A 15,084-nucleotide genomic window follows, 5' to 3' on the forward strand; every position below is an offset into this window, starting at 1 on the left:
CATGCGGCCTGATTTGTGGCGTTCCTGTTTGTACCTCCTTTCATAGCACTACAGCGTCGGCGTCAGCACATAACCTGCGCTTAATCCTTGCACTTCAATGCCCTGAGCGATGGCTCGACCCGGTGTGACGATGACTTTCTCCGTCTCCGCGTTGGGCGCTGCGCGGTACAGCACATAGGTTTCCCCGCTATCATCGATGCGCAATGCCTGCGGCGGCACCGCAATGCCGTGTTCGTTGTGATAGAGAACGACGNCCAGCTTGGCGCTCATGCCGAGCCGGATACGCTCGCCGGTGCCGTTCTGTGGCGTATCGACGGCGACAACGACGTCATAATGGGCGNAGGAGCCNGGAGCCTCTGCCGCATCCCCTTGTACCGCGATGGTAGCGATATGCCCCGTCAGCGCCCGATTCGCGAAACCCTCACCGGTTATGTGTACCGGCATACCTTCGCTCAGCTGATGCAGGTCGATTTCTTCCACTCGGGTCAGAACCTGAAGGCGCTCCAGTCCGATGAGCGTGAGCAGCGGCGTACCTTGCGTGACCTGCAAACCCGGTTGGGCGATTACCGCTTTTCCGCCATCGGGTGCCGACGGCCGTATAATCACTCCCGCAAACGGCGCTTTGATGATTTGCCGCTCACTTTGCGCCTTGACCGCCTGGTAACGCACCTGCGCATTCACCAGCTCCATCTCGGCAATCTCGCGCTCTTCACCTGAACCCCGGGCTTCGAGGGTGTGTAACCCCTCTTCAGCGTTAAGCAGGTCCTGCTGCTGGTTGTGTATCAGGGTGAAGAGCTGGGCATGACTAATTACCCTTTCATCAGCGAAAAGGAGTTCGAAGACGTTGAAATCCGGGGATTATGGAAGGAGTTGGTGGAAGGGGGGACTACATAGCAACGAATGCCGCTCCCGGACGCTTTCGCCGCAATATGCCTGACCCGATATCATTTGTGGTTCTGAGCCGTCTGGCGATAGATAAATCATTACATGGTCAAGGTGTTGGCCGAACGTTGGTAAGGGATGCCAAGCTACGGGTGGTTCAGGTGGCGGGTACTATCGGCGTTAGCGGGATATTGGTTTATGCGCTGTCTGATGAAGTGCTGGAATTTTATCTGCAGGCGGGGTTTAAGCCTTCACCGATAGACCCGATGATGTTGATGGTGACGTCGGAAAATTTGGTGGGAGTTTATCAATCCGAACTTGATGTTATTCTCGTCAACATCAAAAAGTGAATGGTGAGCTACGCAGCGATACTGACACAATAGCATGGCTATGGTACGTCATTTTCCCCAGTAGACGAAAAAAGAACGTTGGGGATGAAGGAAAGTTCATGAAAACGCGCTCAAATCGAAAAAACCAGCAAGCAAACTGTAAAGTTTTTTGTTTTATTGCCGTTAGCCACCCTCAGTATTAACCCTGTCAGCTTCTTGGATGAAGCGGTGGAACACCTCTGTTATTTGTCAGGTACAGACAATCACTTCCGGTATAGCCTTAAAAGGAATAGATAGCTATGGTCGGTATTACAAACAACTACATACCACTCAGCACTGCGGAAAGTTCTGCTAACGTTGACTCTCTTTTTAATCAGGCACGGAAATTGAGTGAAGTGGCGACAAAAGCCAACCATAAATTTATGTGTTTCTGCCTGTGCAGCCGCACAATTTCGCCGGTTGACGGTGATCTTAACGGCATGAGTCTCAACAATATTATCGACCGTGCTCGTAGAAAATGCTTCACCCATGACAATCGAACTCTGCTGACGGATACGTACTCCTGTCCTTATGTGCAATGCGCGGACTTAAATGGGAAAATCACGCGAAATTTTAGCGATGGCGGCACCTAAGGTACCAAAGAACGGAAGTTTTCTCGACAAAGACACAACTATCGTCGAACACCATTCTTAATGGTAAATAGTCATAAGAAGGCATCTAATAATGAGGCGGAGATTTAAATGGTTTAAGGTTACAGCGCTCTGGCGTTACTCCGCCTTATTATCAATGGGAAGTAAAAAGACTGTAACCTTATTAAAAAATATACATGGAGTAATTCGCGTGAAATTCAATAACCCTCTAATATTTTCTACCGTAGCTGTTTCTTTATTTGTGTCAGGTGCGGCCATCGCCGGGCCTAAATTCAATGTAACGTTTAAACACCTTGGTTCATCCAGCTCTGGCGACGCTGTTTTTTCTCCAACGACTAGCGCAGAAATTTTTTCTAAGGCTTATGCATCACCAGCGCCAAAAGAAACCGTCAAACCGGGCATGGCCGATACTTATACTATATCTAGCCCGGTTAATGACGTAAGTTCCATGCATCTCCGCTACAAAATTGGAAATAAAGAGTGTCGATTCGATATTGCATATACTGTGAATATCGTATTGGGGAATAAAATTCCCAAATGGACTAAAAACGTAACGCAAGGCAATGCAGCAAGATGCAACATGACAGTTAAAGCGGTTAATAACTCGACTTATGATTCAACCGTTGAACTGACCATGAGATAAATTGGCCCTTTGGCATAATATTCAGGCGTGCCATTTTATTTCAGGCGCGTCTGATATCGATGAGGTATCACAATGAATGTAAATGGCGTATCTGTGTCCGCAACACCTCTCCGTTCAAGCGAAACAAACGCAACGGGAAAAAACTCGGACGTATCTACAAGTAATCAACCTGTTATTTCCGGCGAGACGGAATCAAAGCCACAAAGCACTGTTTCCACGCTCGCTCGTCAGTTGGCCGATGCCGCGGTGAGAGCAGAAGCCCGAGACGCCAGCTCTAGCCGTGAGGGACTGGCACAAAAGGCGAAAACGTTACTTAGTCAAATCACCGGGCCAAGTTATCAAAATAATCGCGCAAAGTACGATGCCGAAGTACCTGATACGGATGATCAAGCATTACTGGAACGCTCGAAGCAGGCAACAGCTTTCGTCAATGGCTCTGGCTCCAATCCGTTTAAGGGATTAACGCGCGACCAACTGGCATTAATTATTTACGATGATAGCGGCACATTTACAACGAATGAACGCCGTGCGGCATCGTATGAATCAGACGAACAAGAGTACGCCTGGCGTCGTTCGGCCGTTATGAAAAGTGAGACTGAATGGAATCAAGGCGGGTACAAACAGACCGAATTTTTTGAAATGGTGCTGGAACACTATGACAATCTGCCGTCAATTGAATCAGTACAATACTCCGACGAGCACAGGGCAAGGCTCCAAAATCTTATTGAAATGGATTTCAACTTTGTGACCGGGGAACCGGGAAATAACGGTAACTCATTTATCGACCTACGTAATAGTTTGTTATCGAGCGGCTCGTACAGCGACTGAAAATATTGACGCCTTCATCGTTCACGCAGGCAACAAAGCAGACAAAAGATCGGTATTTCTTGCCCATGGGCTTGTTCACACTCCATCCCAATGGCGATAAAGGAAATGATTTCCTGTCAGGAATGCCGAGGGGCTGATAAGCGATACGCCGACAGCGTGAGGAGAGTGCGGTGACTGCTTCGCAGTCATGCGTCGAAAAATATATTTCCCGGCAGAAAACGGCGTGCGCGCCTGGCCCTAAAGGGGGGAGCTGCTCGCTGACCTTCCCCCTGAATAAAACATGCGGCCTGATTTGTGGCGTTCCTGTTTGTACCTCCTTTCATCGCACTACAGCGTCGGCGTCAGCACATAACCTGCGCTTAATCCTTGCACTTCAATGCCCTGAGCGATGGCTCGACCCGGTGTGACGATGACTTTCTCCGTCTCCGCGTTGGGCGCTGCGCGGTACAGCACATAGGTTTCCCCGCTATCATCGATGCGCAATGCCTGCGGCGGCACCGCAATGCCGTGTTCGTTGTGATAGAGAACGACGGCCAGCTTGGCGCTCATGCCGAGCCGGATACGCTCGCCGGTGCCGTTCTGTGGCGTATCGNCGGCGACAACGACGNCATAATGGGCGGAGGAGCCGGGAGCCTCTGCCGCATCCCCTTGTACCGCGATGGTAGCGATATGCCCCGTCAGCGCCCGATTCGCGAAACCCTCACCGGTTATGTGTACCGGCATACCTTCGCTCAGCTGATGCAGGTCGATTTCTTCCACTCGGGNCAGAACCTGAAGACGCTCCAGTCCGATGAGCGTGAGCAGCGGCGTACCTTGCGTGACCTGCAAACCCGGTTGGGCGATTACCGCTTTGCCGCCATCGGGTGCCGACGGCCGTATAATCACTCCCGCAAACGGCGCTTTGATGATTTGCCGCTCACTTTGCGCCTTGACCGCCTGGTAACGCACCTGCGCATTCACCAGCTCCATCTCGGCAATCTCGCGCTCTTCACCTGAACCCCGGGCTTCGAGGGTGTGTAACTCCTCTTCAGCGTTAAGCAGGTCCTGCTGCTGGGTATGCGCCTGTTGGGTCAGCGTATCGACCTCCATCCGGGCGACAATGCCGCGCTCGAACAGTACCCGCGTATCACGCAGATTTGCCTGCGTGACGCCCAGTGTCGAACGAGCGGTTTGTACAGTTCGTCGGGCTCGCGTGACTTCGGGACTACTGCTCCAGTTGCGTAGTTGATAGACGGCCTGCTGAGCTTTAAGAAGCTCCGTCTGAGCCTGCCGCATCTGAATGGCAATCTGCCCCGTGTCTAACCGCAGGAGCGTCTGGTCCGCGCTCACGCTCTGGCCTTCTTGAACCAGGNCTTCACGGATCACGCCCTCAAATGGCGCAGACAGCGTTTCCTGCCGGGCAGCTTGAATGCGTCCGACCAGCCCAAGCTGCTGCTCAAGCGGCTGTGGTTGCACCGGTAACCATTGTGCCTGAGCATCCGGTGACGGATCTTTGTCGTTGGATTTCCAGGGGGTCCAGATGGAAACAGTCAGTACCAGAAACAGGATCAGGAGGCCCCCTCCTATACGCCGATGTCGGAGGAGGAGAGACGGGAGGATTGGCAGGCGGTATTTAGTCATTGAGTGCGATATCCCAGCTTTGCAGTGTGGTGCCCAGCGTTTGATCCAGTTCAGCCTGTGTATTCAGATAGCTGATGAGGGCGCTGAGCCGCGCATTCTCGGCATTGCGCAAATCGTTTTCGTAGCTCAGCACCTGAAAGTTGCTGGAGCGGCCCATCGTGAGTTTTTCTCGTTCAATTTCCAGCTTGCGGCGAGAAAGGTCACGCGCGCGCTGGGAGATTTCATACTGCCGCCAGCGGGTGCCGATATCACGAACGGCATTGGTGACTTTACGTTCTAACTGCTGGTGGGCTTCCGCTAATTGAATCTCCTGATTGCGGACACTGACCTGGGCCTGCACTTCGGCCTGGCGAGGACTCAGGTCGCCGATGGGGATGTCGACCTGTATTCCTACGTAGTTTTCCCAGGCGCGTGAAGTGCCGCTGTGGGGATCGCGATTGCGTACCTGACTCGCGCCTCCCACAAGTGACACATCCCAGAGCCGACTGTCTCGCGCCACCGCCAGATTGAGGGTGGCCTGTTTGATGTAGATAAGCTGAGAGAGCCAGGCAGGCTGGGCGGCTTCAGCCTGTTGCAGCGCTCGATCCGCATTGATATTCACTTTTTTTGCCTGCAAAGACTCCGTCGCAACAATCGGCGTATTCAGGTCCAGAGCCAACAATTGCAGCAGCGACAGCCGTGCTGTATCCAGCTGATTATGTGTTTCTTCGTAAGCCAGCTCTTGCGAAGCCACTTCGGCTTCCGTTTGCACGATATCGAACTCGGCCATGCGCCCGGCGGCGATCATCGCGCGGTTGNCCTCAAGCAGCTGGCGAGCGCGCTCCAGAGAATCTCGCGAGATTTTCAACTGCTCCTGCGCTTCCAATAGCGTCCGATAGGAGGAGATGACCTGTGTGATGGTCTCCGACACCGTGGATTTCAAGTTGAGACGGTTCGCCTGCTCGGTCAACTGCGCGAGGCGAACGGGGGCCGTGGCAATATCTTTTCCCGCGCCGCGCAGCAAAGGTTGAATTAGGGAGATATTGGCGCCGTCATTGCGTGACAGCCCGGCGTCATCGGATTTGACGTGACGATATGTCCATCCCAGGCTGACGCGGGAGCCATACGGTGTGAGCAAGGTGGTGGTGGGTGTCACGGTGCCCTGACGGTAGCGGTCGTCCTGATTACGATAGGAAAGATAACTGCCACTGAGGGTCAGTTTGGGGGTGAAGCGGTCCTCGGCGACGCGAAGGTCGAATTTTTGGGCGATCCGATCCAGATATGCGCTGCGGATCGATCGGTTGTCACGCAGGCCCAGATAGATCGCATCGCTTAACGTAAGATCGATGGCCTGAGCATTAAGTGAGGAAGCGGCTACCGCCGCAGAGGGCCGGCCCTGACGCGTTGCCTGAGAGGGATGCAACGGCTCATTCATGAGCGCCAACGCCACCGAAGGGGCGGTGATCGAAAGTATAAAAAGGGGAAATAGACTACGCATCACGTAATGCCTGTACCGGAGTCAGGCGCGCCGCTGCCATCGCCGGAGACAGCCCGAAGAACAAGCCGATGGCAATGGCGCTGCCGATACCGAGGGGAAGCGACGCGGCCGACAGTGAAAAAGACGACCAGCCCGAATAATTAACGAACGTCCAGGCGATGAGTAAGCCCACCGCGGCACCCATGAGAGCGCCAATCGTCGCCAGCACGATCGCTTCCAACAGAAAAAGCCGGGCAATGTCTCGAGGACGCGCGCCTAGCGCCATCCGTACACCGATTTCGCGGCGTCGTTCGGCAACGTTCATCACCATGACGTTCATGACGCCGATGCCGCCGACCAGCAGAGCGATACCGCCCAGACCGGCCAGAAGCCAGGAAAACAGGCGCGACTGCTGCGCCATGCCCGCCAGCAGAACCCGGGGGATCTGCACATCTATTTCGAAGCCGGGCATGTTGCTCTCCAGCCAGTGCTGCAAGCTAGGCGCAGTCTGCTCTAGCGTGGCGATGTCGGGATTGCGCGCCAGCACACTGGTGATCTGCGGTGTGGGGACGATGCGTCGCATGCCCTCAATCGGCAATAATATGGAATCGTCGGGCGATAACGGGAGCAGGGGGGTTTGTCCTTTGGGCTGCAGAATACCAATGATCTGAAACAGGTAATCGCCAAGCTGGATTGTGTCGCCTACGTTGACGGAGACGCCCACATTCTGCCACTGCGTCACCATGTTGGCCCCTAATACGGCGTGCGTGCTGTGCGCATCGAATACGCTCAGGAAGCGCCCCTGCGCTAATCGCAAACCCAGTACGTTAGGCAGTTCAACATTGCTGCCGAGTAGTGGAGGATTCAGCGTGCGTCCTTTGAAACGTACATCCAGACTGGTAGGGATCACAGGGGCTGCCGCCGTAATCGCGGGCAGCCTCTTGCGCAATGCGTCGGTATCCAGTTCGGTCAGGGCAGGCTTCGTTTCGACGGCGTCGCCGAGGGGAACCTGGATAGTGGCGACAAGCAGATCGCTCCCCATTCCTTTGAAAACACTCATGGCTTCATGTTCAGCGTTATGCCCGATATTCAGCAGAGCGACCACCGCCATACACCCTACAGCTATCCCCAGCAGCGCCAATACGGCCCGACGGCCCAACTGACGCAAATTCTCTACCGGTTCGCGCAATAGCTGTAGCCATGTGGGGCCGTAGCGATGCGATGGCGTTGAACTAGGGGGGAAGGGAATATGGGCGTTAAGCATGTCGCCTCTCTTCAACCCGGCCGTCGCAGACTTCAATACAGCGCGCCATGCGCTGGGCAATGCGGTTATCGTGAGTCACCACCACCAATGTCGTGCCGTATTCGTGGTTTAGGGACAGTAAGAGTTCGATGATGTCGTGCGCCGTTTGGCTGTCGAGGTTACCGGTGGGTTCATCCGCCAGGAGCAGACCCGGTTCACCGATCAGCGCACGGGCGATGGCAACGCGCTGGCGCTGTCCGCCTGACATATCCGCCGGGCGGTGAAGGTGGTGGCTGGCGAGGCCGACGCGATTCAGTTGAATCATGGCCGCCTGTCGGGCTTGCGGCTGCGATACGCCGCGATACAGCAGGGGTAAAGCCACGTTGTCGAGAGCATTGAGCCGTGGCAGCAAGTTGAAGCTCTGGAACACGAAACCGATGAGCCGATTACGCGCTATCGCACGTGACTCGGCATTGACGCGAGACATATCTTCGCCTGCCAGTAGCAATCGGCCTGTGGTCGGTTCGTCCAGTAATCCAATGAGGTTGAGGAGTGTACTCTTGCCCGAGCCGGATGCACCGACGATCGCGCAACGTTGGCCCTTGGGAATCGAAAACGATACATCATGCAACACGTTCTGAGTGGACGCGCCTGTCGTGTAGGCGTACGTAATCTTTTCAAGGCAGATCAATCTGTTGTTGCCAGTCGTTGGCATCTTCCCTCCTGCCTGCTTTTCATCCATGTGGGCGCTATAGCGGCGACCAACAACGATCCCGTGAAACTTTACTTCTGACGGCTGCGATCTACCGATAAAGTCATCTGATCCACTAGTGATTGCAGTTCATCTTTAAATTGGGTTGAATCGGTACCGTTTTCCAGCTGTGTCAACGTTTGTTGTACTTCATACCCCTCAGGCAATTGCGCTTTTTCGATCGCCGGTAGCGAATTGCTGTGATCCGACACTTCCTGGTAGCTCTCTGCGCTGATCTTGCCAGTGCGGTGGTATTCGTCCATCATTTTAGCCACCACTTTCACACGCCATTGATACTCTTGGTCATCGGCTTCTCTGAGGGCAGCCCGACGCTCGTTGACCGTGAAGGAACCGCTGTCATCATACGCAATCAGCGCCAGCTGGTCGCGGGACATCCCTTTGAACGGGTTGGTTGCTTCGCCATTAGAAAAATCGGTAGCCTGTTGGGCTTGGGCCAGTCGTTGTGGATCGTCAGAAGCAGGCACCTCGGCGTCGTGAGCCGCTTTGTTGCGCGTGTAGCTTTCGCCGAAGAGCTTTTCNCTCGTCGATTGTGCGAAAGCCGCGAGTCCTTTACGGCTTGTGGTGGCATCTCGCTCAGCGGCGCGTGTGGCGGCATCGCTCAGTTGAATCGAAAGTGAGGAAACCCGTGTCGTTGTGCTGGTGGGGGTGTCCAAGGCGCTGTAAGCCTGTGATTGGGTTGACTCACTGCTGTAGTTGACGGTGTTTTGATCGCTGACTTGTGATTGTTGGGCGGTGGAACCCAGTTGATTAATGCTGTTCATCGGGAGTCCTCAATTGTCTTGATTAGCGTCATCGCTGATGGAAAAAGGTGGCCTGTGGTACTTTCAGCCGCCCTTTAACTAGGGTTACTTCATCGTGAATTCAGCAGCCCATGAAAAATCAATCACGCTCTGATATTTGAGGGTTGCAGTGCAAATGGCCCCGTTACTAGATATCGCGTTTTTGGACCATTTGGGGACCTTTGATCGAGCACCGGGAATGAGACCTCCACCAATGAATTGGTTTAAGAACGTGGTGCTAAATTCGCAGGTTTTTCTCCCCATCGTATATCGTATTATCGCTGCATTTGCATCGGCGATAATTTTACTTTGGACGATAAAAATATCAGTAGATTGGGGAAGAACTGTCGTTTTTGGTTTAGGTGTTGAGTTGCCATAAGAACTTAACTCGTTCGTGGTCACCATTTTATAGATCGCGTCTTGTGTACCCAGATTCTTAAATGTGACAGTCACCGGGGGACCAGCGAATGCTGCGCCTGCGGTGCAGAATGTGGTGGCAACAAGGGCGATGGTTGCTATTTTTTTGATGTTTTTCATTAGATTATTGCATTCTTTTGTATTTTGTAATTTTGAGCTGATGTCTCTTTAGCTCAGAATTACAGCACTTTGCTGTGCGAGTTTCGTGTGACCAACGTTTTTTGGAAAACGGATTTATTAATAATTGAAATAAATCACAGTTAATAAATATCACTGATTAATATTTCGATTTTTCCTATTAGGGTATTTAACGGCAAACTCGAGTGAAAACTTTAGAATTGTTAATTTTTTTCAGCCAGTCTAGCGTATTCTAACAAATATTCTAATGCCTTTTTTGGTGATTTGTCTATGTTAAATAACAGCATGCGTTTTCTGAGGGGGATGGATTGATGGTCATGAATGTAAAATTTGGTTAATTTATTGAATGCTGCAATGGATGCTTTAGATGACAATATTATAAGTTTTATGCATATTAATTTTTTCACCTATTTAATTAAACATCAAGAAATGGCCAATACGTGTTTTTACAGTATTATTTCCTGTGAAATGTATCGAGTATATTAATTCAGAGAGCCACGTATTTAGCTAAATGAATCTAAGGAAACATATTCTCGGCTAAAAAATAAGAAAGTTGAACTCTGCTAATGGTTGTGAATTCGAAATAATTATTTCTAATTCAATAATGACAACGCGGTAATTATTTCTATATAAGGTTATTTTAGTCGCCAATATATCCCTCTCATCTTGGCCTCAAAAAGGCCCCGTTATTTTATGCGTTATTAAGATTTGCTAAATATGACACGTCTCTATTTTTCTATCGCAATGCTGTTGTAAGCCTTATTTTTGCTTGTGAAGCCGCTCACATAATAAAATATTATCGGTCGTGAGCGTTGCCGGAACCTGCCATCTTTTAATCAGCGATGTTTCTTATACATTCAAAAACTATCACTGATAGGGAAGGGAACGATGTCGAATTTACCTATGTGTATGCTGGCCGCAGCGATGTCATCCGTGGTGCTGCCTCAGACCGCCGATGCTGTTGAAGAAAATAAAAATCGTGAATGGTGGAAAGAGGTTGTCGTTTACCAAATATATCCGCGTTCATTTAACGATAGTAATGGAGACGGTATTGGTGACCTCAATGGTATTACAGAGAAACTGGATTACCTGAAAAAACTCGGCGTTGATGTGATTTGGCTCAGCCCGCATTTTGACTCCCCAAATGCGGACAATGGTTATGATATTCGTGATTACAAGAAGGTCATGAAAGAGTTCGGCACGATGAATGATTTCGACCACATGCTTAACGAAATTAAACGCCGTGATATGCGTTTGATAATTGATTTAGTGGTTAACCACACCAGTGATGAGCATCAGTGGTTCAAAGAGAGCAGAAAGTCGAAGGATAATCCGTACCGCGATTACTATATTTGGCGAGACGGGCGCAATGGTGAGGTGCCCAATAATTACCCCGCTTTCTTCGGTGGTTCTGCCTGGAAAAAAGACGATCAGACCGGCCAGTATTATCTGCACTACTTCGCCGAGAAGCAGCCTGACCTGAACTGGGAAAATAAAAAGGTTCATCAGGAGGTCTATGACATTATGCGCTTCTGGCTGGATAAAGGCGTCTCCGGTTTTCGCATGGACGTGATCCCTTTTATTTCCAAGCAGCCCGGTCTGCCTGATTTAAGCCCGCAGCAGCTGGCCCAACCGCAAAATGTGTTTGCTACAGGGCCGCACATCCATCAATACCTGCATGAAATGAACCGGGAAGTGCTGGCGCCCTATAACGCGATGAGCGTTGGCGAAGCCTACGGTGTGACGTTCGAGGATACGCCCAAGTTCGTTGACGCGGATCGCCAGGAATTGAATATGTTGTTCCACTTCGATGTCGTTCGTCTCGACCGCGATGGCTGGCGTAAGACGGACTGGACCCTGCCTCAACTCAAGACTGCCTTTGCTAAAATCGACCGCTCCGGGGCGGCTGGCTGGAACACCAGCTTCCTGAGTAACCATGACCTTCCGCGGGCGGTGTCACATTTCGGTGATGACAGCGATGCATGGCGGGACGTGTCCGCCAAAGCGTTGGCCACACTGATGATGACCCAACGGGCTACGCCCTTTGTGTATCAGGGTGAAGAGCTGGGCATGACTAATTACCCTTTCACCAGCGAAAAGGAGTTCGAAGACGTTGAAATCCGGGGATTATGGAAGGAGTTGGTGGAAGGGGGAAAAGTCTCGTCCAAAGAGTTTCTGGATAATGTGCGCCAAACCTCCCGCGATAATGGCAGAACGCCGATGCAGTGGAGCACCGCGGCTCAGGGGGGATTTACAACTGGCACGCCGTGGCTGGCGGTAAACCCCAACTATACGAAAATCAATGCGGCGGCTCAGGTCGACGATGACCATTCGGTCTACGGTTATCATCGTCAGCTGATTGCGCTGCGGCGTCAGACTCCGGCGCTGATCCATGGTGAGTATCGCGATCTGGCGCCGGAACATCCTAAGCTTTTCGTTTATACTCGCACGTTAAAAGATCAGCAGTATCTGGTTGCCATTAACTTCTCGCGCGAGACGCAGAACTGGTCGTTGCCGGCAGATAAGAAGATTGTTCGATCCGTCATCAGCAACCGGCCGGAAAGTGCCGCCTCAGCGGGTGCCGATCGTCTGACTCTACAGGCCTGGCAGGCCGCCATTTTTAAACTGTAGCCTGCTAACCAAATCGTCACGCCTAACGCTTCGCGGCGTGACGGTTCCTATTGTGTTTCTCCTGTCGTCCGCCAGTACCCAGGTTGCCAACGATGACGCTCTTCCTGATCTTGCGTCGTTTTCACCACGTTGAACAAGCGCGATGAGTTTATTCAACGTGAGAAGGACAGGCTGGTTTCCTCGGCCTTTATGGCATAATTTTTGAGGGATTTTTAGCCACAAACGCGAGTGTGTTATCGATGTCGGCACTCGTCGTGGCGTGATTTAACGATGGCGAGGGTGGGATGCAAGAAGCAAAAATGGAGCGCGTACGACTGTTGGAAGCGCGTTTGCGACAGGCGATGTTGGACTCGGACGTCACGGCGTTAGAAACGCTGTTGGACAGGGAGCTGATATTTGTCAGCCATCTGGGACAGGCGCTGGGACGACGTGACGATCTCGACGCGCATCGTTCGGGGCTGATCAAGATCCATGATTTGCAGACAGCAAATGAGCGAATACTGCTCAAAGACAACGTCGCTATTGTTGCCGTAAAAACACAGATTTCCGGCAGCTTTGGTGGGCAACCTTCTGATGGAGTATTCCTCTTCACGCGGACATGGTTACTCTCGCCGGACTCGATGAACGGGCGTGTTATTGCAGCCACCTCCGTGCGTTTGATATCAGAGGACGCCATGCCGCCGTATTTAGATTTCCAGTTGTCATAGCTGGCTTCCGCCACACCGTTTTCGCGTCACACATCCTTCACGTGCCGATCCTCTTCAACTTCTTTTAGAACCCGCAGGATCTGAGTTTCAGTGAAACGCGCTTTCTTTATGATGCGCCTCCGCTGGTTGTCTTTTGACCAGATAACGCGATTAAGCAGTAAGACTAAATTCAGGGGGACTACAATGGTGCCTATTCTCTTCTGGCCTCTGACTCTACCCACACCGACATCCTCCCATCAATTGATATTATTTGCTGTTACATCGAGTCTTTATCGTCGCACCAACGTGGGGTGTTCTATTGGTTTAAGACAAAACCGACCGGGTAGACGGCTTTACGCTTCAAACTTGAGAGGAGATCTCAGGCCGTACTCAGCGTGTTGATGTCACGTTCGGCCTGCTCCAGCAACGAAATTCATGCAGTCCGCGGTTGTTGACAGCGCTGGGTCACGATGCGTAAGCAAGCGCATACCGCGCCGCAGGTGAGGGTCAAGTCAGATCCTTTTCCTCTTTAAAAACGTTGATTACTCCCTCGATTCGGTTTACCCACACAACGATGATACTTAAAATAGTTTTGACTATGTCACGGCGAAAACCTTGAGGAAATAGTGAGGTTACGTGAGTGTGCATAGGTATAACTAGCCATTAATACGTCGAAGATTCAGTTGTTTTGATATGAATAACCTTGGCTGAATTCCGAGGTATAACGGCCAGTACATATTGATATAAAGTAAGGATGCTTTAACTATGCAACCTAAAATGTGGGCAACCGCACTGGTGTGCGGCGCGCTTTCGGCGGGGGTTACCGCTGGCTCTCAAGCACAATGTATTTCCAACCACACCACGGAAAGTGATTCAACGTTTCCCTCCACGTTAAAAGGCAAGCTCGCCTATCACACCTACGGCAGTTATGCCGATGGCACCAGCCAAATCTTTATCTATGACTTCTCTGCCAACAAAGTGACGCAGGCGTCTTCATCGGCGTGGGGAATTCAGGACCCGATGAACGCGGTATTCAGTCCGGACGGTAAATGGCTGGCCTTTATGGGGATCAAGGACGATGCCTGGAATGTCTTCATGTGGCAGGTCGACTCGGCCGAACTCCCGGTCAATCTGACCAAAAGCACGGGAGAGACGAGAAATGAAGATCCCAAGTTCAGCGCTGATGGCGCTGCGCTGTTTTTCAAGCAGGATGGCGATGTGGTGAAGGCGACGTTGAGCTTTGAAAATGGGGGGCCGGCGTTCAGCTCGCAGACCAATCTGACTAACGCCTCTTCAACGATAGAAAGCTCAATGCCCTATCCGTCCGCCGATGGCACGCAAGTCTATTACGCGGCAGGGAAGGCATCGGGCGTCACGGGCATTTATCGTCTGACGCTCGCGACCGGCAAAAAGGTGGTTTTCGACAAGCCGAACGGCCTGGAAGCCTACTATCCGACGGTTCGTCAGGATGGAAGGGTGTTTTACTCGCGCTGGAAGGACTCGGGCGGAGCCGATCAGCTCTATACCAAGGNGAATCCGAGCGATAAGGCCGAACAACTGTCGATTAATGATTGCGACAGCAACAACTCCGACGCCTTCCCCGTGAGTGGCACTGACTATGTCTTCTTTTCGTCTACGTCTGAGGGTAAATACCAGCTGTACCTTGGCGAGGTCAGCACGGGTAAACGCTGGAGTCTTTCCTCGTTTCACGTTAATGACGACACGGATAAAGAGACTCTGGGGGCTAACTACTTCGGCGGATAAACGGCATATCGCATGACGAAGGACGCCGTTGAGGCGTCCGTTCTGGACAAAAGAAACCAGGCGTAGTTTGTCTGGTTTCGCCCGTCCCGACCTCGTGATAAGTAAGCGCTTGCAAACTATGGGCTTAGCAGGTTGGTGACGAAGCCCATGATGCGTATCAGGACGAAGCTCCCGCCTTTCAAACGGAGAATGTTCACCGGGTCTGACCGTCTGCCAGGCCAGATACAGAAGATAAAGCGCCCCGCA

At 51.9% G+C, this 15,084-nt stretch carries 11 protein-coding genes and 2 pseudogenes; 6 read left to right on the forward strand and 7 right to left on the reverse strand.

The features are described 5' to 3' along the window. Positions 1 to 48 precede the first annotated feature (48 nt). On the reverse strand, positions 49 to 810 hold the full coding sequence (locus RZ35_RS00785) for an efflux RND transporter periplasmic adaptor subunit (RefSeq protein WP_081825674.1): 762 nt from the start codon (positions 808 to 810) through the stop codon (positions 49 to 51). A gap of 80 nt (positions 811 to 890) precedes the next feature. On the opposite strand from RZ35_RS00785, the pseudogene RZ35_RS00790 reads away from it, so the two are divergent. From RZ35_RS00790 to RZ35_RS00800, 4 genes and pseudogenes are all read left to right on the forward strand, one after another. Beyond that, positions 891 to 1,232: pseudogene (locus tag RZ35_RS00790) on the forward strand (GNAT family N-acetyltransferase); the annotation flags it as partial. A gap of 278 nt (positions 1,233 to 1,510) precedes the next feature. Next, entirely contained in the window at positions 1,511 to 1,843 is a 333-nt protein-coding gene (locus tag RZ35_RS00795; protein WP_026741590.1) for a hypothetical protein, read from the forward strand. Between the two features lie 208 nt (positions 1,844 to 2,051). Further along, a complete protein-coding gene (locus RZ35_RS17035; RefSeq protein WP_071999735.1) occupies positions 2,052 to 2,504 on the forward strand; it encodes a hypothetical protein in 453 nt (150 codons plus the stop codon). A gap of 72 nt (positions 2,505 to 2,576) precedes the next feature. Next, positions 2,577 to 3,332 (forward strand): hypothetical protein, encoded by a 756-nt coding sequence (locus RZ35_RS00800; protein WP_026741591.1) that lies wholly within the window; start codon positions 2,577 to 2,579, stop codon positions 3,330 to 3,332. Between the two features lie 327 nt (positions 3,333 to 3,659). Here RZ35_RS00800 and RZ35_RS00805 read toward each other — a convergent pair whose 3' ends face one another. The 5 genes from RZ35_RS00805 to RZ35_RS00830 form a co-directional block, all read right to left on the reverse strand. Continuing rightward, complete coding sequence (locus RZ35_RS00805; RefSeq protein WP_051625429.1) at positions 3,660 to 4,952, reverse strand: HlyD family secretion protein; 1,293 nt, start codon at positions 4,950 to 4,952, stop codon at positions 3,660 to 3,662. After that, a complete protein-coding gene (locus tag RZ35_RS00810; RefSeq protein WP_235195062.1) occupies positions 4,945 to 6,366 on the reverse strand; it encodes a TolC family protein in 1,422 nt (473 codons plus the stop codon). Before RZ35_RS00810 ends, RZ35_RS00805 begins: the two co-directional genes overlap by 8 nt. Positions 6,367 to 6,421: 55 nt before the next feature. Further along, positions 6,422 to 7,672: an ABC transporter permease gene (locus RZ35_RS00815; protein WP_026741594.1), complete on the reverse strand. Its 1,251-nt coding sequence runs from the start codon at positions 7,670 to 7,672 to the stop codon at positions 6,422 to 6,424. Then, positions 7,665 to 8,366 carry an ABC transporter ATP-binding protein gene (locus tag RZ35_RS00820; protein ID WP_026741595.1) on the reverse strand — a complete coding sequence of 234 codons (702 nt, stop codon included), beginning with the start codon at positions 8,364 to 8,366 and terminating at the stop codon, positions 7,665 to 7,667. The genes RZ35_RS00815 and RZ35_RS00820 overlap by 8 nt, the downstream gene beginning before the upstream one ends. A 902-nt stretch (positions 8,367 to 9,268) precedes the next feature. Then, positions 9,269 to 9,739: a hypothetical protein gene (locus tag RZ35_RS00830; protein WP_026741597.1), complete on the reverse strand. Its 471-nt coding sequence runs from the start codon at positions 9,737 to 9,739 to the stop codon at positions 9,269 to 9,271. 906 nt (positions 9,740 to 10,645) lie between these two features. Between RZ35_RS00830 and RZ35_RS00835 the strand changes: the two genes are divergently transcribed. Further along, on the forward strand, positions 10,646 to 12,388 hold the full coding sequence (locus tag RZ35_RS00835) for a glycoside hydrolase family 13 protein (protein WP_036152335.1): 1,743 nt from the start codon (positions 10,646 to 10,648) through the stop codon (positions 12,386 to 12,388). 299 nt (positions 12,389 to 12,687) lie between these two features. Next, positions 12,688 to 13,095 carry a nuclear transport factor 2 family protein gene (locus tag RZ35_RS00840; protein ID WP_268748609.1) on the forward strand — a complete coding sequence of 136 codons (408 nt, stop codon included), beginning with the start codon at positions 12,688 to 12,690 and terminating at the stop codon, positions 13,093 to 13,095. Here RZ35_RS00840 and RZ35_RS00845 read toward each other — a convergent pair. Then, a pseudogene (locus RZ35_RS00845) lies at positions 13,041 to 13,205 on the reverse strand (transposase); the annotation flags it as partial. The gene RZ35_RS00840 and the pseudogene RZ35_RS00845 overlap by 55 nt on opposite strands. Positions 13,206 to 15,084: the final 1,879 nt, after the last annotated feature.

This window comes from Lonsdalea quercina subsp. quercina (genome assembly GCF_000688655.1).
In the GTDB taxonomy this organism is placed as follows: Bacteria; Pseudomonadota; Gammaproteobacteria; order Enterobacterales; family Enterobacteriaceae; genus Lonsdalea; species Lonsdalea quercina.

Excerpts from the sequence above, each read along its gene's own strand:
- RZ35_RS00795 (WP_026741590.1), top strand. The coding sequence starts at position 1,511 with ATGGTCGGTATTACAAACAACTACATACCACTCAGCACTGCGGAAAGT.
- RZ35_RS00800 (WP_026741591.1), top strand. The coding sequence starts at position 2,577 with ATGAATGTAAATGGCGTATCTGTGTCCGCAACACCTCTCCGTTCAAGC.
- RZ35_RS00815 (WP_026741594.1), bottom strand. The coding sequence starts at position 7,672 with ATGCTTAACGCCCATATTCCCTTCCCCCCTAGTTCAACGCCATCGCAT.
- RZ35_RS00820 (WP_026741595.1), bottom strand. The coding sequence starts at position 8,366 with ATGCCAACGACTGGCAACAACAGATTGATCTGCCTTGAAAAGATTACG.
- RZ35_RS00830 (WP_026741597.1), bottom strand. The coding sequence starts at position 9,739 with ATGAAAAACATCAAAAAAATAGCAACCATCGCCCTTGTTGCCACCACA.
- RZ35_RS00835 (WP_036152335.1), top strand. The coding sequence starts at position 10,646 with ATGTCGAATTTACCTATGTGTATGCTGGCCGCAGCGATGTCATCCGTG.
- RZ35_RS00840 (WP_268748609.1), top strand. The coding sequence starts at position 12,688 with ATGGAGCGCGTACGACTGTTGGAAGCGCGTTTGCGACAGGCGATGTTG.